The sequence below is a fragment of the Nocardioides sp. Z21_20 genome, assembly GCF_059766585.1.
On sequence record NZ_JCBAJX010000003.1, the window covers coordinates 273,448 to 293,436 of the forward strand.

Consider the following 19,989-nt stretch of genomic DNA (forward strand, 5'->3'; position numbering starts at 1 on the left):
GCGGCACCTGGTGGTGATCGGCGGCGCAGACGCCGGTCACCGGTTCAACTGCGGCGGGTTGCCCGAACAACCTGCCGTGCAAAACAATGCAATACGGAGCGACAGAAGGCCAGCACTTACAGACTGCATGTCCTTGCAATGCAGCAAGTTGCAGGAGTTCGCCCGGCCGCGGTGGACGCCCTCAGCCCCGACGCGACCAGCCGGCCACGATGTCGAGAACATCGAGAAGGCGGTGCGCCACCGCGTCTGGCTCGCCCTCGGTGTGGCCCACCTGCTGGGCAGGGATGCGGCTGTGCGGCACGTGGATGGCGCGCAGCCCGGCGTTCTTCGCCCCCCAGACGTCGTCGAAGAGCCGGTCGCCCACGTAGACGCAGCGACCGGGGTCACGGGCGCCCACGGCCTCCATCGCCGCGCCGAACGCCCGCGGAGACGGCTTGGTCCACTCGATCTCGCTGGTGTAGACGTCGCCGTCGATCAGGTCGAGGACGCCGTCTCGCTCGAAGAACCCCCGATGCCACTCCCGCGGCCAGATGGTGTTCGACAGCACGCCCACCTTGACGCCGCGCTCGCGCAGCGCCTCGAAGACCGGCCGCACGTCGGGGTCGGTCGCCGTGTGCGGCTCCCAGAACTCGTAGTAGGCGTGCAGCAGCTCCGGGTCGTGCTCCAGCCCCGCCTCGTCGAACAGATCCGCGACGGTGGCGCTGCGCTGGTGGTCGCGCGAGCGCCCCCAGACCGCGTCTCCCGCGGCATGCAGGCGTCTGCTCGCGGAGTCCAGGTCGTGGTCGGTACCGACCACGGCCTGGGCCAGTGCCAGCGACTCGGCGTGGAAGTCCACGTCGCTCCAGCGGGTGAGCGTGCCGCCCCAGTCGAAGATGACCGCCTCGACGTCCGGACCGCTCACATGTGACCCGTCTCGAGGAACCGGCTGTGCCAGCTGAGCGCCTCGTCGAGCAGGTGCGGCGTGTGGCGCGCGGTCGGTCGCGCGGCCTTGGCGCGGTCGACGTAGTCCTGGAGCTGGTCGCGGAAGTCCGGGTGCGCGCAGTTGGCGATGACCCGGTCGGCCCGGTCGGTCGGCGAGAGCCCGCGCAGGTCGGCGAGCCCCTGCTCGGTCACCAGCACGTGCACGTCGTGCTCGGTGTGGTCGACGTGGCTGACCATCGGCACGATCGCCGAGATCGCCCCGTTCTTCGCGGTGGACGGCGAGACGAAGAAGTTCAAGAAGGCGTTGCGGGCGAAGTCGCCGCTGCCCCCGATCCCGTTCATGATGCTCGAGCCCATGATGTGGGTGGAGTTCACGTTGCCGTAGATGTCGGCCTCGATCATCCCGTTGATCGCCACCACGCCGAGACGGCGGACCAGCTCGGGGTGGTTGGAGATCTCCTCGCTGCGCAGCAGGATCCGGCCCTTGTACGAGCTCACCTCGGAGAGGAAGCGCTGCACGCCGTTGGGCGAGAGGCCGAACGACGTCGCGGAGACGCCGACCAGCTTGCCGCTGTCGAGCAGGTCGAGCAGACCGTCCTGGATCACCTCGGTGAAGGCGATCATGTTGTCGAACTCGCTCACCTCCAGCCCGGCCATCACCGCGTTGGCGACGTTGCCCACCCCGCTCTGCAGGGGCAGCAGGTTGCGCGGCATCCGGCCCGCGGCGACCTCGTGACGCAGGAAGTCGACAAGGTGGTCGGCCATCGCCTCGGACAGGGCGTCCGGCGGGGTCAGCGGGGTGTTCCGGTCGGGGCTGTTGGTCTCCACCACCGCGACCACCTTGGACGGGTCGACGCGCAGGTACGGGTCGCCGATCCGCTGCATCGGCTGGGTCAGGTGGATCGGGCTGCGGTGCGGGGGCAGCGCCGCCCCGTAGTAGACGTCGTGGAAGCCCTCGAACTCACGGGGCTGCCAGCTGTTGACCTCGAGGATCACGCGGTCCGCGCGGTCGAGCCAGGTCTTGTTGTTGCCGATCGAGCTGCTGGGCACCAGCAGGCCGTTGGGCAGGATCGCGGTGACCTCCACGACCGCCACGTCGAGCGGGCCGTAGAAGCCGAACCACATGTGCTGGGCCGAGTGGCTCAGGTGGGTGTCGACGTAGTCGACCTCACCGGAGTTGATCAGCGCCCGCAGCGTGGGGTCGGAGTTGTAGGGCAGCCGCTTGTCCAGCCCGTGCACCGAGGCGAGCACACCGTCCACCTCGGGGGCGGTCGACGCACCGGACCACAGCCCGATGGTGAACTCCTCGCCGCGCGCGTGCGCCGCCTCGATCCGGCGGGCCAGCGCCTGCGGGATCGCCTTGGGGTAACCGGCTCCGGTGAAGCCGCTGATCCCCACGGAGTTGCCATGGTGGATGAACTCGGCCGCGGCCTCGGGGGTCGTGACCTTGGTGGCCAGCGACGGACAGCTGATGCGTGACATACGTGCTCCCGTGAGATGGGTGACCCGAGGATCAGGGCCGGACGACGGACATGAGATGGGCGACGACATCGGCGACGGGGACGTCGAGACGCTCCCCGCTCCGACGGTCCTTGACCTCGACGGTGCCATCCGCGAGGCCCTTGCCGACCACCGCGATGGTGGGAACGCCGATGAGCTCGGCGTCCTTGAACTTGACGCCCGGGCTGACCTTGCCGGTCCGGTCGTCGAAGATGACGTCCACGCCCGCCGCGCTCAGCTCGGCGGCGATCCGCTCGCCCTCGGCGAACAGCGCGGGGTCCTTGCCGGCGGCGACCAGGTGCACCTGGGCCGGCGCGACCTCGCGCGGCCAGCACAGGCCCAGCTCGTCGTGGTTGTCCTCGGCGATCACCGGCACTGCCCGGGACACGCCGATGCCGTAGGAGCCCATGGTGACGGTGACCAGCTTGCCGTTCTCGTCGAGCACCTTGAGGCCCAGCGCCTCGGCGTACTTGCGGCCGAGCTGGAAGATGTGGCCCATCTCGATGCCGCGAGCGGTCTCCAGGGTGCCCTGGCGGCCCTCCGGGGCGCACTGCGGGCACGCGTCGCCGTCGCGGACCTCGGCGGCCTCGATGGTGCCGTCCGGGGTGAAGTCGCGCCCGGCGACGAGGTCGAGCACGTGCTGCCCGGCCACGTCGGCGCCGGTGACCCAGCGAGTGCCCTCGACCACGCGCGGGTCGACGAGGTAGCGGATGCCCGAGGGCGACTCCTCGCCGAGCGCGCGGGGGCCGATGTAGCCCTTGACCAGCTCGGGGTGCTTGCGCAGCTCCGTCTCGTCCATCGCCTCGACCTCGATCGGCTCGAGCTGGCCCTCGAGCCGCTTCTGGTCGACCTCGCGGTCGCCGGGCAGCCCGATGGCCAGCGGCTCGCGGGTCCCGTCGGGGTGCTTGAGCACGACGAGGACGTTCTTCAGCGTGTCGCCGGCCGCCCAGGGCCGGTCGTCGCGGGGGAACTTCTCGTTGAGGTGGTCCACCAGCGTGTCGATCGTCGGCGTGTCCGGCGTCTGCTCGGCGTGCGCGGCCGGGACGTCGTCGTAGCCGCGGGGGGCGGGGGCGGGGACGGTCACCGCCTCCACGTTGGCGGCGTAGTCGCACGTGGTGCACTGCACGAACGTGTCCTCGCCGACCGTCGAGCGGGCCAGGAACTCCTCCGAGCGCGAGCCACCCATCGCGCCGCTGGTGGCCTTGACGATCACGTAGTCGAAGCCGAGCCGGTCGAAGGTCTTGACGTAGGCCTCGCGGTGGGCGTTGTAGGAGGCCTCGAGGCCGGCGTCGGTGGTGTCGAAGGAGTAGGAGTCCTTCATCACGAACTCGCGCCCGCGCATCAGACCGGCGCGGGGACGCGCCTCGTCGCGGTACTTGGTCTGGATCTGGTAGAGCCAGACGGGCAGGTCCTTGTACGACGAGTAGAGGTCCTTGACGACGAGGGTGAACATCTCCTCGTGGGTCGGGCCCAGCAGGTAGTCCGCGCCCTTGCGGTCCTGGAGGCGGAAGAGCCCGTCGCCGTACTCGGTCCACCGGCCGGTCGCCTCGTAGGGCTCGCGGGGCAGCAGCGCCGGGAACTGCAGCTCCTGGGCGCCCATCGCGTCCATCTCCTCGCGCACGATCCGCTCCACGTTGCGGTACACCCGCAGGCCCAGCGGGAGCCAGGTGTAGATGCCGGGCGCGGCCCGGCGGATGTAGCCCGCACGCACCAGCAGCCGGTGACTCGGCACCTCGGCGTCGTTCGGGTCGTCGCGCAATGTGCGGACGAAGAGCTGGGACATACGCAGGATCATGGGAGCCAGGTTATCCGTGGCGCGCGCCCCGACGTGCATCCGATGGTCCCCTGCGTCACAGACGACGCGCTCGAAGCCATCGGGCGAGGGCGCCCGCGCTCAGCCTCGGGCAGCCCGGAGGGCAGCACGGATCATCGGCAGCTGCAGCGGAAGCCGACCGTAGGCGATCGCCTTGAACCGCCTGCTGCGCGCGCGCCTGGCGTCGCCGGCCATCTTCAGGTTGCCCGGGTAGACGCCCACCAGCACCGCGGCGCTCGCCCACCCGGCGACCCGGCGGGTGCGGGGGAACACCAGACCCGCGGCGCACGCCAGCTCGGCGATGCCGCTGGCGAGGATCAGCTCGCGGTGCGCCGGCAGCGCGGCCGGCATCACCGGCTCGAACGTCGCCGGCCGGACCAGGTGGATCACCCCCGAAGTGGCGAAGGCGGCGGCGAGCACCCGGGCATCCCAGGGCAGAGCAGAGGTCGACATGGCGAGAACCTAGCGGCTCAGAACATGATTGTGGAGAACCGGGCGCTCTCGCGGAAGCCGGCGCGCTCGTAGGCGGCGCGGGCGGGGTCGTTCCACTCGTTGACGTAGAGCGAGACGGTCGGCGCGATCTCGGCCAGCACGATCTCCGCGACCGCGGCCATCCCCCGGGTGGCGAGCCCCTCCCCACGCCGGTCGGGCGGCACGTAGACGCCCTGCACCTGCGCGGCGTACGGCGAGGCGCAGGCGACCTCGGCCTTGAACACCACCCGGCCCTCCTCGAAGCGGGCGAAGGACCACCCGCGCGAGACCAGCTGCATCACCCGTGCCCGGTAGAGGTCGCTGCCCCCGCCGAACTCCGGGGAGACGCCCACCTCCTCGGTGTACATCGCCACGCAGGCGGGGTAGAGCTGCTCGAGGTCCTCGCTGGTGGTGCGCCTGACCTCGGGGTCCCCGGCGATCGCCGGCGGCCCGGAGAGCTCCAGGTGGGGCTGCCGGCGGCGGATCTCGCGCGGGCTCCCCCAGCTGTCGCCGACCACCCCCCAGAAGGCGGAGACCGCCTCCTCGGGGCCGACCAGCGTCGAGACGGACCGTCGCTTCGCCAGGGCTCGGGCGGCGAACGCCACGGCGTCGTCCGCGCTGGCCTGCACGGGCACCAGGTTGGCGCCGACATGACAGGCGGCGGTGAGCCGGCCGTCGTCGAAGCGGCCCCACATCTCACCGCCCAGCCAGCGCGGGTCGAGGTTCGTCGTACGGGCGCGGTAGTCCGCGAACACGTTGACGACCGGGTCCTGGGCGGTGAGGGCCAGGAACTCGTCGAGATCCGGCGTGCCCAGCAGGTGCACGCCGTGCCGGGTGGAGAGCACGTCGGGAGCCTACTTCTCGTCCGGCTCTCGCGCTCAGCTGACGCTGACGGAGGCTTCGGCGCCCTCGACGGGCTCCATCTGCTCGGCGAGGCGCATGGCCTCCTCGATCAGGGTCTCCACGATCTGGCTCTCCGGCACGGTCTTGATGACCTGGCCCTTGACGAAGATCTGTCCCTTGCCGTTGCCCGAGGCCACTCCCAGGTCGGCCTCCCGGGCCTCACCCGGGCCGTTCACCACGCAGCCCATCACGGCCACGCGCAGCGGCACCTCGAGCCCGTCCAGACCCGCCGTGACCTGCTCGGCCAGCGTGTAGACGTCGACCTGGGCGCGCCCGCACGAGGGGCACGAGACGATCTCGAGGCGGCGCGGGCGCAGGTTCAGCGACTCCAGGATCTGCAGCCCGACCTTGACCTCCTCCACCGGCGGCGCGGAGAGCGAGACCCGGATGGTGTCGCCGATGCCGCGCGAGAGCAGCGCGCCGAACGCGGTCGCGGACTTGATCGTGCCCTGGAAGGCCGGGCCCGCCTCGGTCACACCGAGGTGCAGCGGCCAGTCGCCCCGCTCGGCGAGCATCTCGTAGGCCCGCACCATGACCACGGGGTCGTTGTGCTTGACCGAGATCTTGAAGTCGTGGAAGTCGTGCTCCTCGAAGAGACCGGCCTCCCAGACCGCGGACTCGACGAGCGCCTCGGGCGTCGCCTTGCCGTACTTCTCCAGGAGCCGCTTGTCGAGCGAGCCCGCGTTGACGCCGATCCGGATCGAGGTGCCGCGGTCCTTGGCGGCCCGCGCGATCTCCTTGATCTGGTCGTCGAACTGCCGGATGTTCCCGGGGTTGACCCGGACCGCGGCGCACCCGGCGTCGATCGCCGCGAAGACGTACTTGGGCTGGAAGTGGATGTCGGCGATCACCGGGATCTGCGAGTGCTGCGCGATCTGCGGCAGGGCGTCGGCGTCGTCCTGGGAGGGGCACGCGACCCGGACGATGTCGCACCCGGCGGCGGTCAGCTCGGCGATCTGCTGCAGCGTGGTGTTCACGTCGGAGGTCAGCGTGGTCGTCATCGACTGCACCGAGATCGGGTGGTCGCTGCCGACGCCGACCTTGCCGACCTGGATCTGCCGGGTCGGGCGGCGGGGGGCCAGCACGGGCGGGGGTGCTGCGGGCATGCCAAGGCTGACTGCGGTCATGCTCCCGATCCTAGCGATGTCACCCTCGCCTCGGCGCCGCCGGCTGCTAGGACTCGTAGAGCGACAGCGGGACCACCAGGTCGCCGACGATCAGCACCGCGCCCATCACCAGCAGGGCGAGGCCCACCACGTAGGCCACCGGGAGCAGCCGGGCGACGTCGACGAAGCCGGGGTCGGGGCGTCGACGCAGCCGGGCGAAGCCGCGGCGCACGGCCTCGTAGAGCGCCCCGGCGATGTGGCCGCCGTCCAGCGGCAGCAGCGGAACGAAGTTGAACATCCCGATGAAGAAGTTGAAGCCGGCGATGAGCATCAGGATGAAGACGGTCTTCTCGGCGACCGGGAACGTCTCGTGCGAGACGGTCTCCCCCGCCAGGCGTCCGCCGCCCACCACGCTGACCGGGCTGTCGGCGGCACGCTCCTCGAGCCCGACGATCGCCTGGGCGACGTCGAAGACCTTCACCGGCAGCGTGCCGAGCGCCTTGACGGTCTCGACGGTCATGTCGCCCATCTGGCGCAGCGTGTAGAGCGGCCCGCCCTCGGCGAAGCCGGCGAAGGTCGGGGTGACGCCGAGGAAGCCGACCTCGGTGAGGGTCTCGTCGGTGGCCGACGTGGGGCGCGACTGCACGGTGGTGCTGGTCCGCCCGGTCATCTCCTCGCCGTCGCGCAGGTAGGTGATCTCCGCCTCGCCGCCGGCGTTGCCGCGGATGGCCTTCTGCAGCCCCTCCCAGTCGTCGATCGGCGTGCCGTTGAAGGCGACGATCTCGTCGCCGGGCTGCAGGCCGGCCTCGACGGCCGGGCTGACCGGGTCCTTCGCGGTGCAGACCCGGTCGCTCTCCTCGTAGGGGACGACGCAGGCGGACACGTCGTCGACGACCGGCTCGAGGACCGGGTCGTTGGGGTTGCCGTACGTCGCGAAGACGCCGGCGAAGATCACGAACGCGATGGCGATGTTGACCGAGGGGCCGGCGGCCATCACGATCACCTTCTTCCACCAGGGCATCCGGTAGAAGAGCCGGTCGTGGTCCTCGGGCGAGATCGTCTCCCACTCCGCCGCCCGGGCGTCGGAGATCAGCTGGGTGAACATCCCGGTGTTGGACTTGCGCACCTTGTAGACGTGGTTGCCCGCGGCGTCGACGCCGTCCGGCTCGGCGATGTTGCCGGCCCCCGGCGGGAGCATGCCCACGATCTTCACGTAGCCGCCGAGCGGGATGGCCTTCACGCCGTACTCGGTCTCGCCGCGCCGGCGCGACCAGACGGTGGGGCCGAAGCCGATGAAGTACTGCGTCACCTTCCCGCCGAACTTCTTCGCCGGGATCATGTGCCCCAGCTCGTGCAGTCCGATGGAGACGAGGATGGCGAGGACGAAGACGACCACACCGAGGATGTAGAAGAGCGCGGTCATGCGGCGGGGAACCCCTCCCGGATCAGGCGGACGGCCTCTGAGCGAGCCCAGACGTCGGCGGCGAGGACGTCGTCCACGCTCAGCTGTGTCGTCTTCGAGGGTACGCCGTGCAGGGAAAGAACGGCGGCGATCGTCGCCACGATGTCCACGAAGCGCAGCCGGCCGGCGAGGAACTCCTGCACGCAGACCTCGTTGGCGGCGTTGTAGACCGCCGGCGCCGTGGCTCCCAGCGCGCCGGCCCGCTTGGCCAGGGCGACCGCCGGGAACGCCTCGTCGTCGAGGGGGTGGAACTCCCACGTCTCCGGGCGGGTCCAGTCCACCGGCGGCGCCGCGTCGGCGACCCGGTCGGGCCAGTCCAGGCCGAGCGCGATCGGGATCATCATCGTGGGCGGCGAGGCCTGCAGGATCGTGGAGCCGTCGCAGAACTCCACCATCGAGTGGACCACCGAGGTGGGGTGCACCACGACCTCGATGTCCTCGAAGGGCACCCCGAAGAGCAGGTGCGCCTCGATCACCTCCATCCCCTTGTTGACCAGGGTGGCGGAGTTCACCGTGATCACCGGGCCCATCGCCCAGGTGGGGTGGTTCAGCGCCTCCTGGGGCGTCACCTCCAGCAGGTCCTCGCGGCTGCGGCCGCGGAACGGCCCGCCGCTCGCGGTCAGCACCAGGCGGCGCACCTCGCCGCGGGCACCGGCACGCAGGCACTGCGCGATCGCGGAGTGCTCGGAGTCGACGGGCACGATCTGGCCGGGCCTGGCCCGCTGGGTGACCAGGGACCCGCCGATGATCAGCGACTCCTTGTTGGCCAGGGCGAGGGTGTTGCCGGCGTCGAGCGCGGCCAGGGTGGGCCGCAGCCCGACGGCTCCGGTGATGCCGTTGAGCACCACGTCGCAGGCCATCGCCGCCGCCTGGACCGAGGCGTCCTCCCCCAGCCCGGAGAAGGCGGGGGCGAACTCGCGCACCTGCTCGGCGAAGAGCTCGGGGTTCGAGCCGCCCGCGGTCAGCGCGACCACCCGGAACCGGTCGGGGTGGGCGCGCACCAGGTCGAGGGCCTGGGTGCCGATCGAGCCGGTGGAGCCGAGGATCACGACGTCGCGACGCTGCGCGCGAGAGGCTGGAGAGGTCACCGCGCGATTCTCCCAGCACCCCGCGCGGCAATGCCGCAGCCCCCGGCGCGGCGCCCGGCGGGCCGTGTCCTCACGGGCGTCGCAACGCGGGGCGCAGGTCGTCGAGCACGGTTGCGTCCTCGATCGTCGAGGGCACCTTCGGGTCCTTGCCGTCGGCGATCTCACGCATCGTGCGGCGCAGGATCTTGCCCGAGCGGGTCTTGGGCAGTCCCCCGACCACGGTCACCGACTTGAACGCCGCGACGGCGCCGATCTCGCCGCGCACCAGGGCCACCAGCTCCTCGACGATCGTGTCGGGGTCGGCCTCGACACCCGACTTGAGCACCACGAACCCGTGCGGCAGCTGCCCCTTGAGCGGATCGGCCACGCCGATCACGGCACACTCCGCGACGGCCGGGTGCTGCGCGATCACCGCCTCCATCGCCCCGGTCGAGAGCCGGTGGCCGGCCACGTTGATGACGTCGTCGGTGCGCCCCATCACGTAGAGGTAGCCGTCCTCGTCGACGTACCCGCCGTCCCCGGTGAGGTAGTAGCCCTCGAAGGTGGACAGGTACGACGTCACGTAGCGCTCGTCGTCGCCCCACAGGGTGGGCAGGGTGCCCGGCGGCATCGGCAGCTTGAGGCAGATCACACCCTCGGTGCCGGCCGGCACCTCGCGGCCGTGCTCGTCGAGGACCTCCACCTGGAACCCCGGCACCGGCACCGACGGGGAGCCGGCCTTGAGCGGCATCGGCTCGAGCCCGCGCAGGTTGGCCGCGATCGGCCAGCCGGTCTCGGTCTGCCACCAGTTGTCGACCACGGGCACCCCGAGCTTCTCCCCCGCCCAGCTCCAGGTGTCGGGGTCCAGGCGCTCTCCGGCCAGGAAGAGGGTCTCCAGCGAGGACAGGTCGCGGCCCGCGGCGAGCTCGCCCTCGGGGTCGACCTTGCGGATCGCGCGGATCGCGGTCGGGGCCGTCAGCAGGGCCTTCACGCCGTACTCCTCGATCACCCGCCAGAACGCCCCGGCGTCCGGGGTGCCGACCGGCTTGCCCTCGTAGAGCACGGTCGTGGCGCCGTTGATGAGCGGCGCGTAGACGATGTAGGAGTGGCCGACCACCCAGCCGACGTCGGAGGCCGCCCACCACACGTCACCGGCGCCGCAGCCGTAGACCTGCGGCAGCGACCAGGCCATCGCGACCGCGTGCCCGCCGTGGTCGCGCACCACGCCCTTGGGCTTGCCTGTGGTGCCGGAGGTGTAGAGCACGTACAGCGGGTCGGTGGCCGCCACCTCCACGCACTCGGCGGGCTTGAGCCGGCCGATCCTCATCGCCTCGTCCCAGTCCACGTCGCGCCCCTCGACCAGGGTCGCCTCGACCTGGGGGCGCTGCTTGACCACGACCGCGCTCGGCTCGTGGCCGGCGAGCTCGAGGGCCCGGTCGACCAGCGGCTTGTAGGCGATGGTGCGGCCCGGCTCGATCCCGCACGAGGCGGTGACCAGGGCCTTGGGGCGTGCGTCGTCGATGCGTACGGCGAGCTCGTGCGGCGCGAAGCCACCGAAGACCACCGAGTGCACCGCCCCGATCCGGGCGCAGGCCAGCATCGCCACGACGGCCTCGGGGATCATCGGCAGGTAGATCACCACCCGGTCGCCTTGCTGCACGTCGAGCGCGCGCAGCACGCCGGCGAAGGCCGCCACGTCCTCGAGCAGCCGGCCGTAGCTGACCCGGCTCTTGGTCTCGGTCAGCGGCGAGTCGTAGATCAGCGCCGTGCGGTCGGCGTGGCCGGCGACCACGTGCCGGTCCAGGGCGTTGTAGCAGGTGTTGAGGGTCGCGTCCGGGAACCAGCGGTAGAACGGCGGCCGCTCGGCGTCCAGGGCCCGGGTGGGCTTCTTGAACCAGTCGACACGGGTCGCGGCCTCGCGCCAGAAGGCGTCGGGGTCGGCGACGGAGGCGGCAAAGGTCTCGCGGTAGCTCGGCATGGTCACCATCGTGGCGTCCGGGCCCGGGAGCGTCCACCCGGGTCCCGGGCCGCGGGTCCCGGGCCGCGGTGAGCGCTCCGGCGAGCGCCCGGCTCAGACCAGGCCGTTGTCCGCGGTGCGCGCCGGCCGGGTGGTGCTTCGCAGCCAGGCGTCGAAGAACCCGGTCAGGTCCTCGCCGCTGATCTCGGCGGCGAGCGCCTCGAAGTCGGCGACGCTGCCGTTGCCGCCGGCGCGCCCCTGGGTCCACGCCTTCAGCAGCGTCCAGAAGTCCGCGTCGCCGATCCGGTGCCGCAGCGCCTGGACGACCATCGAGCCCCGGTCGTAGACCTCCATGTCGAACAGGTGGCGCGGGCCCGGGTCGGCCAGCTTCAGGCGCCAGAAGCCGCCGCCGGCCAGGCGCCACTGCTCCAGCAGCCAGCTCTGGGCGGGCGGGCCGCCGTGCGTCTCCTCCCAGAGCCGCTCCATGAAGCTCGCGAACCCCTCGTTGAGCCAGATGTCGCGCCAGCCGTGCACGGACACCGAGTCGCCGAACCACTGGTGGGCGGTCTCGTGCACGACCAGGCCGACGTTGCGCCGCCCGCCCACGAACGGGTAGGTCGAGCGGGTCTGGTTCTCCAGCGCGAAGCCCACGCTGAGCCCGGTGGTGAGCCCGCCGGCGATCGAGAACGGGTACTCGCCCAGGTAGCGCTCGCTCCAGCGCACCACCTGCGGGGTCCGCCGCATCAGGGCCATCGCCTGGCGCCGGGCCGCGGGCCTCAGCGTGCGCGAGACCGCGGACAGCCACCGCACCCCGCCGTCGGTGCCGCGGGCGATCTGGAAGTCGCCGGCGGCGAAGAACGCCAGGTAGGGGGCCATCGGCTCCTTCGCCCGCCAGTGCCAGGTCGTCTCGGTGCGGGTGCGGGTGCGGCCCACCAGCTCGCCGTTGGCGATCGCCTGGCGGCCCCGCGGGACGCTCACGTGGATGTCGAAGGCCGCCTTGTCGCGGGGGTGGTCGTTGGCGGGGAACCACCAGGCGGCCATCTGCGGCTCGCCCATCGTGACCACCTCGCGGCGGTCCGCCAGCCACGGCCGCTCGCCGCGCCAGCGCTGCCCGCCCGGCTTGCCGGCGTAGGCCACCCGCACCCGGAACGTGGCACCTTGCGCGATCGGGCGCTGCGGGACGACCCGCAGCTCGTGGCGGTTGGGGCGGCTGAACGTCGCGGGCCGGCCGTCGACGGTGACCTTGCCGACCTTGAGCATGAAGTCGAGGTGGAGGCTGGACAGGTCCTGCTCGGCACGCGCCGTGATCCGGGTCCAGCCGCTGAGCCGCCCGGTGGCGAAGGCGTAGCGGTCGTGCACGTCGTAGTGGGACACGTCGTAGCCCCCGTTGCCGTCCTGGGGGAAGTAGGGGTCCCCGATGCCGGCGGCCCCCGGGGCCGGGGCCACCCGCTGGCCGGCGCCGTGCGCGGTGTCCTGCCCGCTGGCGGGAACGACGGCGGCGCCCGCCACCAGCGCGGCGGTGCTGAGCGCCACCAGCGCAGCGCGGGCGCGTCGAAGTGGCTGAACGGTCCTCGTGCTGCACCTGGATGTCATGGCGCTCCCCCCTGTCGCAGTGGGCAACGTATCCGAAAACCCGTTGCCGACCCGCGAGCGGGGCCACCACGATGGCACCAGCGTGCGCCCGTCGGGGCGTGCCCCGATCGAGAGGAGCCGTGCCATGACGACTGTGCCCGGCCTGTCCGCAGACCACCTCTCGATCACTTGGAGCACCCCCGATGCCGCACGACTTCAGCGAGCCCGTCACTGACGCGCCGCACCCCCACGACGAGCGTCTCGCCGGGCTCGACCCGGCGTTCGTCTTCGACTTCACCCCCGCCGACGAGCCGGACGGGCCCGGCCGGCGCTGGTCGACCTGGGCCAGCGTCGAGCCGCTGTGCCGCGGGCCGCGGCCGCGCCCGGCCTGGGTGGTCACCGACCAGGGCGCCCTCGACACCGACCTGGGCATCCTCAAGACCGGCAAGGAGGCCGACGTCTTCCTGCTCGACCGCGCGGTGCCCGGCGGCGCCTCGGCGGTGATGGCCGCCAAGCGCTACCGCGGCGCCGAGCACACCAGCTTCCAGCGCTCCGGGGTGTACGCCGAGGGCCGGCGCACCCGCAACAGCCGCGATGCCCGGGCGCTGGCCCGCAAGAGCGCGCACGGTCGCGCGGTCGCCGCCGGCCAGTGGGCGTGGGCCGAGTGGGAGGCCCTGGTGCGCTGCTGGGGGCTGGGGCTGCCGGTCCCCTACCCGGTGCAGATCGACGGCACCGAGATCCTGATGGAGTGGATCACCGTCGAGGACGAGACGGCGCCGCGCCTGGCCCAGACCCGGCCCGCGCCGGCGCTGCTCGCGTCGTACTTCGATCAGCTGCGCGAGGCGATGGCCGAGCTGGCCCGGCACGGGCTGGTGCACGGCGACCTCTCGCCCTACAACCTGCTGGCGGCGGGTGATCGGCTGGTGATCATCGACCTGCCCCAGATCGTGGACCTGGTCGCCAACCCGCGTGGGACGGACTTCCTGATGCGCGACTGCATCAACGTGGCCACCTGGTTCCGCTCGCGGGGCCTGGGCGTGGACGAGCACGCGCTGTTCGCGGAGCTGGTGGGGCACGCGTTCTGAATCCGGCGCGCGGTGCGCCGGGTCCGCACCGCGCCGCCTAAGGTCGCGGCATGAGACACAGCCGTGGACGGGTCATCGAGGTCGCCACGCTCGCCGACCTGGAGCGACGCCTGGCGGCCGGGGTGACCTCGATGAGCGGGTGGCACCTGCAGGGCCTGGACCTGAGCGGGCAGCGCGAGGCGCTGCGCCGCTGCCGGGTGGCCGGTGCGCTGTTCGTCGGGTGCCGCTTCGGCAACGGCGACGAGGAGTCGGTGCGCGCCCGCGGGGCGATCGTCTTCCCCGAGGTGCCCGGGGTGCCGGTCGACAGCTACCGCACCGCGCTCTACTCCCCCACCGAGCTCTTCGACAGCCGCACCTACGCCGACACTCTCGACGCCCGGGCCTATGCCTGGGCCCAGCAACCCGGTCGCGCCGGGCGGGCGGTGACGCTCGCGCGCGCCCTGCACGACCATGCCGTCGACGCGGCCCTGCGCGGCTGGGTGGCCCAACGGCGGCGCGCGGGTCGCCCGCTGGTGGGGGTGATGGGCGGGCACGCGCTCGCGCGCGGCAGCGAGGAGTACGCCGCGGCGGCGCGGCTGGGCCGGGCCCTGGGGCGCTCGCTCACCGTGGCGACGGGCGGCGGGCCGGGCGCCATGGAGGCGGCGAACCTGGGCGCCTACCTGAGCCGGCAGCCGGATGAGGCGGTCGAGGAGGCGCTGCGTGCGCTGGCCGCGGCGCCGTCGTTCCGGCCCTCGGTGGAGGCCTGGGCGGACGCGGCGTTCGAGGTGCTCGCGCGGTTCCCCGAGGGCGAGCAGTCGCTGGGCATCCCCACCTGGCACTACGGCCACGAGCCGCCGAACCCGTTCGCCACCGCGATCGCGAAGTACTTCGCCAACCCGGGCCGCGAGGCGGTGCTGCTCGAGGTGTGCGACGCCGGGATCGTCTTCCTGCCCGGCGCCGGCGGGACGGTCCAGGAGATCTTCCAGGACGCCTGCGAGAACTACTACGCCGACGAGTCGTCGTTGGCGCCGATGGTCCTCGTCGGTCGCCGCTACTGGACCGAGCAGCTGCCGGCCTGGCCGCTGCTGCAGGCCCTCGCCGAGGGCCGCCCGATGGCGCCGCTGGTGCACCTCGTCGACACCGTCGAGGAGGCCGCCGCCCTGATGACCCTGCGGTGCGCCTGACCCGGTCGGGGCGGCGGGTCCGGCGGGGTCAGGCCTCGGTGGCGGCGAGCTGACCGCAGGCGCCGTCGATCTCGCGGCCGCGGGTGTCGCGCACGGTCGTGGAGATCCCCTTCGCCTCCAGCCGGCGCACGAACTCGCGCTCGTCTGCGGGGTCCGAGGCGGTCCACTTGGACCCGGGCGTCGGGTTCAGCGGGATCAGGTTGACGTGCACCCAGCCCCAGTCGCCGTAGGAGTTGAGGACGTCGCCGAGCAGGTCCGCGCGCCAGGCCTGGTCGTTGATGCCGCGCATCATCGCGTACTCGATCGACACCCGACGCTTGGTCTTCGCGGCGTAGTCCCAGGCCGCCTCGACGGTCTCCGCGACCGAGAAGCGGGTGTTGATCGGGACGAGCTCGTTGCGCAGCTCGTCGTCGGGGGCGTGCAGGGAGAGCGCCAGGGTGACCGGGATGCCCTCCTCGGTGAGCTGCCTGATCCGCGGCACCAGACCGACGGTGGAGACGGTGATCCCGCGCGCGCTCATCCCCAGGCCGGCGGGGGCCGGGTCGGTCAGCCGACGGACCGCGCCGATCACGGCCTTGTAGTTCGCGAGCGGCTCGCCCATTCCCATGAAGACGACGTTGGAGACGCGTCCGGGGCCGCCGGCGACCTCGCCGCGCGCCATCGACCGGGCGCCGGCGACGACCTGCTCGACGATCTCGGCGGTGGACATGTTGCGCTGCAGGCCGCCCTGGCCGGTGGCGCAGAACGGGCACGCCATGCCGCACCCGGCCTGCGAGGAGACGCAGACCGTGGCTCGGTCGGGGTAGCGCATCAGCACCGACTCCACCAGCGCGCCGTCGAACAGCCTCCACAGCGTCTTGCGGGTGGTGCCCTTGTCCGCCTCCATCGTGCGCAGCGGGGTCATCAGCCGCGGCAGCAGCGCCTCGACCAGCTCCGTGCGCTGGGTGGCGGGCAGGTCGGTCATCTCGGCGGGGTCGTCGACCAGCCGCGCGAAGTAGTGCGTGGACAGCTGCTTGGCCCGGAAGCCGGGGAGCCCGTGGCTGGTCAGCAGCTCCTTGCGCTCGGCCTCGGTGAGATCGGCGAGGTGCCGCGGGGGCTTCTTGCGCCCGCGCGGCTCGTCGAAGACCAGCTTGAGAGGGGTGGTTCCGGCAGCGGCGGGGGTGGGCTCGTCAGACATCACCTCGATCATCCCACCGAGGGGAAGGATGGACGAAAACCTCAGCCCTCGATCATCACCATCAGCCACAGCACCAGTGCCCCCACCCCGAGCACCACGACGAGGGTGGCCAGCATCCCGAGCAGCATGTACAGCCCGAAGCGCCGGCTGCGCTGGGGGACCAGGAGCGCGAACGGGAGCGCCAGCGTCAGCACGACGAAGGGATACAGCCCCCGGGCGGTCTCGTAGTGGAAGAACAGCCGCAGGATCGTCGCGAACGCCCCGGGCACGAACACCATGAAGAGCAGGCCGGTGAAGAACCCCGCGATCGGCGTGAACGTCGGGTGGTCGCGGTGCCACCAGCTGGGCGCCCGCTCCTCGCGGAGCCGACCGTCGGAGGTCTCTGTGGGGAAGTCGGTCATGAGTGCATCTGGGAGGTGATGAGGTAGATGAGGGTGAGGCATGCGCCGGCCAGCACGATGAACGTCAACGCGATGCCGATGATCGCGCCCAGCGCCCACCAGCGCGTCGCCGGATGGGTGAGCCCCGCGACCAGGCCGACCACCATGGTAATCGCCAGGCCGAACAGCCCCCCGCTGCTGAGCACGCCGTCCAGCCCGGGCACCGAGGCCAGCGCATTGACGAAGGTGCCGCCGAGGACCAGCAGCACCGGGCCCAGGAAGAACCCGACGGCCAGGCCCACCCAGCGCATGGTCCGGTCGGGCCCGCCGCCGTTCGGCCCGGGCGTGGTGTACGGCGAGGGGTAGGGGCCGGGCCCCGGCGGAGCGGGCGGTCCATAAGGCGAGGGCTGGCCGTACGGAGCGGGCTGGCCGTACGGAGCGGGCTTGCGGTACGGGTCCGGCGGGCCCGCCGGGGCGCCGTACGGCGGCGGCGCGCCCCAGCCGCCCTGGGGCGGGCCCTGGGGCGGTCCCTGGGGACGATCCTCGGGTCGGGACTGCCCCCCGTTCGGTGGCTGCTGACCCGTCGGTGGCTGGCTCATTCGGACACACCCCGCTCTCGCGCCTCATGGTAGGGCTCGAGGGGGCGACGTGGGCGCGACGCGCGCAGGGTCCTCACCGGAGCCACCACCAGATCCCGGTCAGCCCGGCGGCCACCAGCAGCGCCAGGTAGGCGAGCACCAGCCGGGTGTCGCGCAGCAGGCACTGCGAGCGGGTCAGCCCGGCCCGGTGCGCGCGCCAGTAGCCGACGAAGCCGAGTCCGGCGAACCCGACCAGCGCGACCGGGCCGAGCACCCAGCCCAGCAGCGCGACGGTGGCGAAGACGCACAGCCGCAGCGGGTCGAAGGGCTCGGCGCCCGGGGCGCCGGCCGCCGGGGAGGGCACGGCGCGCGCGGGCTCCACCAGGCGCGGGTCGCGGCTCATCGCGGGCCCTCGACCAGCGGCAGCCGCGGCCCGGCTGCCGGTCCGACACCGGCCCCCGCGGGAGCCCCGGTCGCCGTGGAGAGCCGGGTGCGCCCCAGCGGGGCCCAGGCCTGCACGGCGCAGAACGGCGCGCACTGGTGGGCCGCGGTGTCGGCGTTGACGGTGCCGACGTGCACGCAGCACTGGGTCAGCCGCTCCTCGATCATCGTGTTCATGTCCATGAACGGCTTCACGGTCACCCGCAGCACCCGCTCCCCCAGCATCCGCCTCAGCCGCTGGTGCTGCCCGGGGAGCTTGGAGGCCACCAGCGTGCTGAGGGTGCCGATGCCCAGGTCGCAGTTCTGGCAGATGTCGCGCCAGATCGAGGTCATCGACGGGTGCGAGAGCGACGACTGCTCCGAGAGCAGGTCGAGCAGGGAGTCCTTCACCACCGCCCGCAGCGAGACCGGGAGGGAGTCGTCGGCGATCCGGTTCGCCAGGGTGTCGGGCTCCAGGTCGAGCCACTGCTTGAGCCGGTCGTGGCCGATCAGCGCGGTCAGCGAGCGCCAGCTCCCGGAGTCGTCGCGCAGCAGGTAGCCGACCGAGCAGCAGTGCGGGTGCGAGCAGGGCAGCGCGGTGAGGTCGCGCCAGGTGACCACCCCGGCGGTCTGCTCCTCCAGCCGGGCCAGCACCCCGGTGTGGGTCAGCCGGTCCAGCGCGTCGATGGCCCCGGAGCGGCCCGAGCCGAACACCGGCTGGATCGTCACGCCGCCGACGTAGGGGGTGTCCAGGGCCCGCTTGAGGACGTAGCCGATCTCGTCGTCGTTGACCCCCAGGGCGGCGGTCATCGTGAGCGTGGTGAACACCCCCGCGCCCGAGAGCCGCTCGATGGCGCGCTCCTTGAAGCGGCGGATGTCGGCGCCGCGGTGGTGGCGCGATGCCTGCGCGGACTCCCCGTCGTACTGCAGATAGACCTCGACGCGCTCGCGGTGGCGGCGCAGCAGCGCGAGCAGCTCGTCATCCTGCGCGATGGCGAGGCCGTTGCTGTTGATCAGGATGCGTACGACGGGGCGCGCCACGACCGCGTCGAGCAGCTCGGCCAGCCACGGGTAGAGCGTCGGCTCGCCGCCGGAGAGCATCAGCACGTCGATGCGTCCGTTCTCGCGGGCCAGCCGGGCGTCGATCGAGGCGAGGACCTGCTCGAGCGGAGCGACCGAGGCCAGCGCCGGCGAGGACTCCGCGAAGCAGGTGGGGCACTTGAGGTTGCAGTGGTCGAGCAGGTCCTCGAGCAGGATGCAGGTGTGCTGGGTCTGCATCTCCGGCAGTCCGTGCTCGTAGGCCGACGGCACCGGCCGGAAGTTGCCCCTCAGGTCGGGCTCGTGGACCTTGGTGGGCGCGGTCCACTGCTCGAGGTAGGTGAGGATCTCGGGCGACTCGTCGTACAGGGTGCGGACCAGGCCGTGGCTCGGGCAGCCACGCTCGAGCCAGATCCGGTCGTCGCGCTCGACCAGCCAGCCGCTGAGCCGCTGCACCTCGGCCAGCGGCCGGTCCGGATGCTCCTCGTGGCACAGCGGACAGAACGCGTTCACGTAGCGATGGATCCGGTCCCCGCGCAGCGGCATGCCCGCCCCGCGCTCGCCCTGTTGTGCCGTGCTCATGCGGCCACCTCCGGTCGGGCCGGCATCGATGGCCGGCGATAGGCGCCCCGCCGGTAGCGCCAGGCGATGCGCGCCAGGAGCAGCGGGACGGTGAGGGCGAGGAAGAGCTGGGGGCGGGTCAGGCCCGCCCAGGCCACCTCGTTCGCGCGGACGAACTCCACGAGGAAGCGGAAGACCCCGTAGCTCACGATGTACCAGACGAAGGTCTCCCCCGGTGGCAGTTCGCGATGGCGCAGCCAGAGCCAGAGCACCGCGAACGCCGCCGCGTGGAAGACGATCTCGTAGACGAACGACGGATGCAGCCCCACCCCGGCCGGCGCGCCGACCCGGGCGGCGGCGTCGGCCTGGAGGGTGATCCCCCAGCCGCCGGCGGTGGGCGTCCCGGGGGTCTCGGTGAGCAGGCACCCGATGCGCCCCACAACCATCCCCAGCGCCACCGCCGGCGCGAAGAGGTCCCCGGTGCGGGCGCGGTAGCCCACCACCCGTTTGGTGACGTGCACCCCCAGCCACGCGCCGACCAGCCCGCCGAGAATGGAGCGGTTGCCGTAGAGCCACTGCTCGGCCAGGGAGGCGTTCTGGCGCAGGTCGACGTGCTGGAGCCAGGTGCCCATCCGCATCATCACCGCGCCCCCGACCAGGGCGCCGGCCACCACGAAGACGAGGCGCTCGTCGGAGCTCCCGCGACGGCGCGCCTCCAGCGCGAAGACGACGCCCGCGGCCAGCACGCCGAGGGCCACGAAGAGCTCGTGGGTGGGGACGGGGAGGCCGAGCAGCGCCTCGAGTGTGGGATACAT

General features: G+C 72.3%; 18 protein-coding genes. 2 read left to right on the forward strand and 16 right to left on the reverse strand.

The window, feature by feature from the left end:
- Window positions 1-181: 181 nt before the first annotated feature.
- From AC6EH9_RS07825 to AC6EH9_RS07870, 10 genes are all read right to left on the reverse strand, one after another.
- The gene (locus AC6EH9_RS07825) at window positions 182-901 is read right to left on the reverse strand and encodes an HAD family hydrolase (RefSeq protein WP_498421958.1); all 720 of its coding nucleotides are present in this window, start codon (window positions 899-901) and stop codon (window positions 182-184) included.
- Complete coding sequence (gene scpC / locus AC6EH9_RS07830; RefSeq protein ID WP_498421960.1) at window positions 898-2,403, reverse strand: succinyl-CoA:acetate CoA-transferase ScpC; 1,506 nt, start codon at window positions 2,401-2,403, stop codon at window positions 898-900. The genes AC6EH9_RS07825 and scpC overlap by 4 nt, the downstream gene beginning before the upstream one ends.
- Window positions 2,404-2,434: 31 nt before the next feature.
- Window positions 2,435-4,216, reverse strand: coding sequence for a proline--tRNA ligase (locus AC6EH9_RS07835; RefSeq protein WP_498421962.1), 1,782 nt, complete (start codon window positions 4,214-4,216; stop codon window positions 2,435-2,437).
- A 99-nt stretch (window positions 4,217-4,315) separates the two neighbouring features.
- A complete protein-coding gene (locus AC6EH9_RS07840) occupies window positions 4,316-4,687 on the reverse strand; it encodes a DoxX family protein (protein WP_498421963.1) in 372 nt (123 codons plus the stop codon).
- A gap of 17 nt (window positions 4,688-4,704) precedes the next feature.
- The gene (locus tag AC6EH9_RS07845; protein ID WP_498421964.1) at window positions 4,705-5,550 is read right to left on the reverse strand and encodes a GNAT family N-acetyltransferase; all 846 of its coding nucleotides are present in this window, start codon (window positions 5,548-5,550) and stop codon (window positions 4,705-4,707) included.
- Window positions 5,551-5,583: 33 nt separating this feature from the next.
- On the reverse strand, window positions 5,584-6,735 hold the full coding sequence (gene ispG, locus AC6EH9_RS07850; RefSeq protein WP_498421965.1) for a flavodoxin-dependent (E)-4-hydroxy-3-methylbut-2-enyl-diphosphate synthase: 1,152 nt from the start codon (window positions 6,733-6,735) through the stop codon (window positions 5,584-5,586).
- A 46-nt stretch (window positions 6,736-6,781) separates the two neighbouring features.
- A complete protein-coding gene (locus AC6EH9_RS07855) occupies window positions 6,782-8,137 on the reverse strand; it encodes a M50 family metallopeptidase (RefSeq protein WP_498421967.1) in 1,356 nt (451 codons plus the stop codon).
- A complete protein-coding gene (locus tag AC6EH9_RS07860; RefSeq protein ID WP_498421968.1) occupies window positions 8,134-9,264 on the reverse strand; it encodes a 1-deoxy-D-xylulose-5-phosphate reductoisomerase in 1,131 nt (376 codons plus the stop codon). Before AC6EH9_RS07860 ends, AC6EH9_RS07855 begins: the two co-directional genes overlap by 4 nt.
- 70 nt (window positions 9,265-9,334) lie before the next feature.
- Window positions 9,335-11,221 carry a propionyl-CoA synthetase gene (locus AC6EH9_RS07865; protein WP_498421969.1) on the reverse strand — a complete coding sequence of 629 codons (1,887 nt, stop codon included), beginning with the start codon at window positions 11,219-11,221 and terminating at the stop codon, window positions 9,335-9,337.
- A 93-nt stretch (window positions 11,222-11,314) separates the two neighbouring features.
- Window positions 11,315-12,733 (reverse strand): M1 family metallopeptidase, encoded by a 1,419-nt coding sequence (locus AC6EH9_RS07870; RefSeq protein WP_498421971.1) that lies wholly within the window; start codon window positions 12,731-12,733, stop codon window positions 11,315-11,317.
- Window positions 12,734-12,975: 242 nt separating this feature from the next.
- Here AC6EH9_RS07870 and AC6EH9_RS07875 point away from each other — a divergent pair, with 242 nt between their 5' ends.
- Both AC6EH9_RS07875 and AC6EH9_RS07880 read left to right on the forward strand, forming a co-directional pair.
- A complete protein-coding gene (locus AC6EH9_RS07875; RefSeq protein WP_498421973.1) occupies window positions 12,976-13,857 on the forward strand; it encodes a serine protein kinase RIO in 882 nt (293 codons plus the stop codon).
- 50 nt (window positions 13,858-13,907) lie between these two features.
- Window positions 13,908-15,020, forward strand: a complete 1,113-nt coding sequence (locus AC6EH9_RS07880) for an LOG family protein (RefSeq protein ID WP_498421975.1) — start codon at window positions 13,908-13,910, stop codon at window positions 15,018-15,020.
- Window positions 15,021-15,048: 28 nt separating this feature from the next.
- Here the strand turns inward: AC6EH9_RS07880 and rlmN are convergent, their stop codons facing one another.
- The 6 genes from rlmN to AC6EH9_RS07910 form a co-directional block, all read right to left on the reverse strand.
- Complete coding sequence (gene rlmN / locus AC6EH9_RS07885; protein WP_498421976.1) at window positions 15,049-16,197, reverse strand: dual-specificity RNA methyltransferase RlmN; 1,149 nt, start codon at window positions 16,195-16,197, stop codon at window positions 15,049-15,051.
- Window positions 16,198-16,238: 41 nt separating this feature from the next.
- Window positions 16,239-16,598, reverse strand: a complete 360-nt coding sequence (locus tag AC6EH9_RS07890; protein WP_498421978.1) for a hypothetical protein — start codon at window positions 16,596-16,598, stop codon at window positions 16,239-16,241.
- On the reverse strand, window positions 16,595-16,879 hold the full coding sequence (locus AC6EH9_RS07895; RefSeq protein WP_498421980.1) for a hypothetical protein: 285 nt from the start codon (window positions 16,877-16,879) through the stop codon (window positions 16,595-16,597). The genes AC6EH9_RS07890 and AC6EH9_RS07895 overlap by 4 nt, the downstream gene beginning before the upstream one ends.
- Window positions 16,880-17,249: 370 nt before the next feature.
- Window positions 17,250-17,558 (reverse strand): hypothetical protein, encoded by a 309-nt coding sequence (locus tag AC6EH9_RS07900; RefSeq protein ID WP_498421982.1) that lies wholly within the window; start codon window positions 17,556-17,558, stop codon window positions 17,250-17,252.
- On the reverse strand, window positions 17,555-19,195 hold the full coding sequence (locus AC6EH9_RS07905; RefSeq protein WP_498421984.1) for a radical SAM protein: 1,641 nt from the start codon (window positions 19,193-19,195) through the stop codon (window positions 17,555-17,557). Before AC6EH9_RS07905 ends, AC6EH9_RS07900 begins: the two co-directional genes overlap by 4 nt.
- Window positions 19,192-19,989: a prolipoprotein diacylglyceryl transferase gene (locus AC6EH9_RS07910; protein ID WP_498421986.1), complete on the reverse strand. Its 798-nt coding sequence runs from the start codon at window positions 19,987-19,989 to the stop codon at window positions 19,192-19,194. Before AC6EH9_RS07910 ends, AC6EH9_RS07905 begins: the two co-directional genes overlap by 4 nt.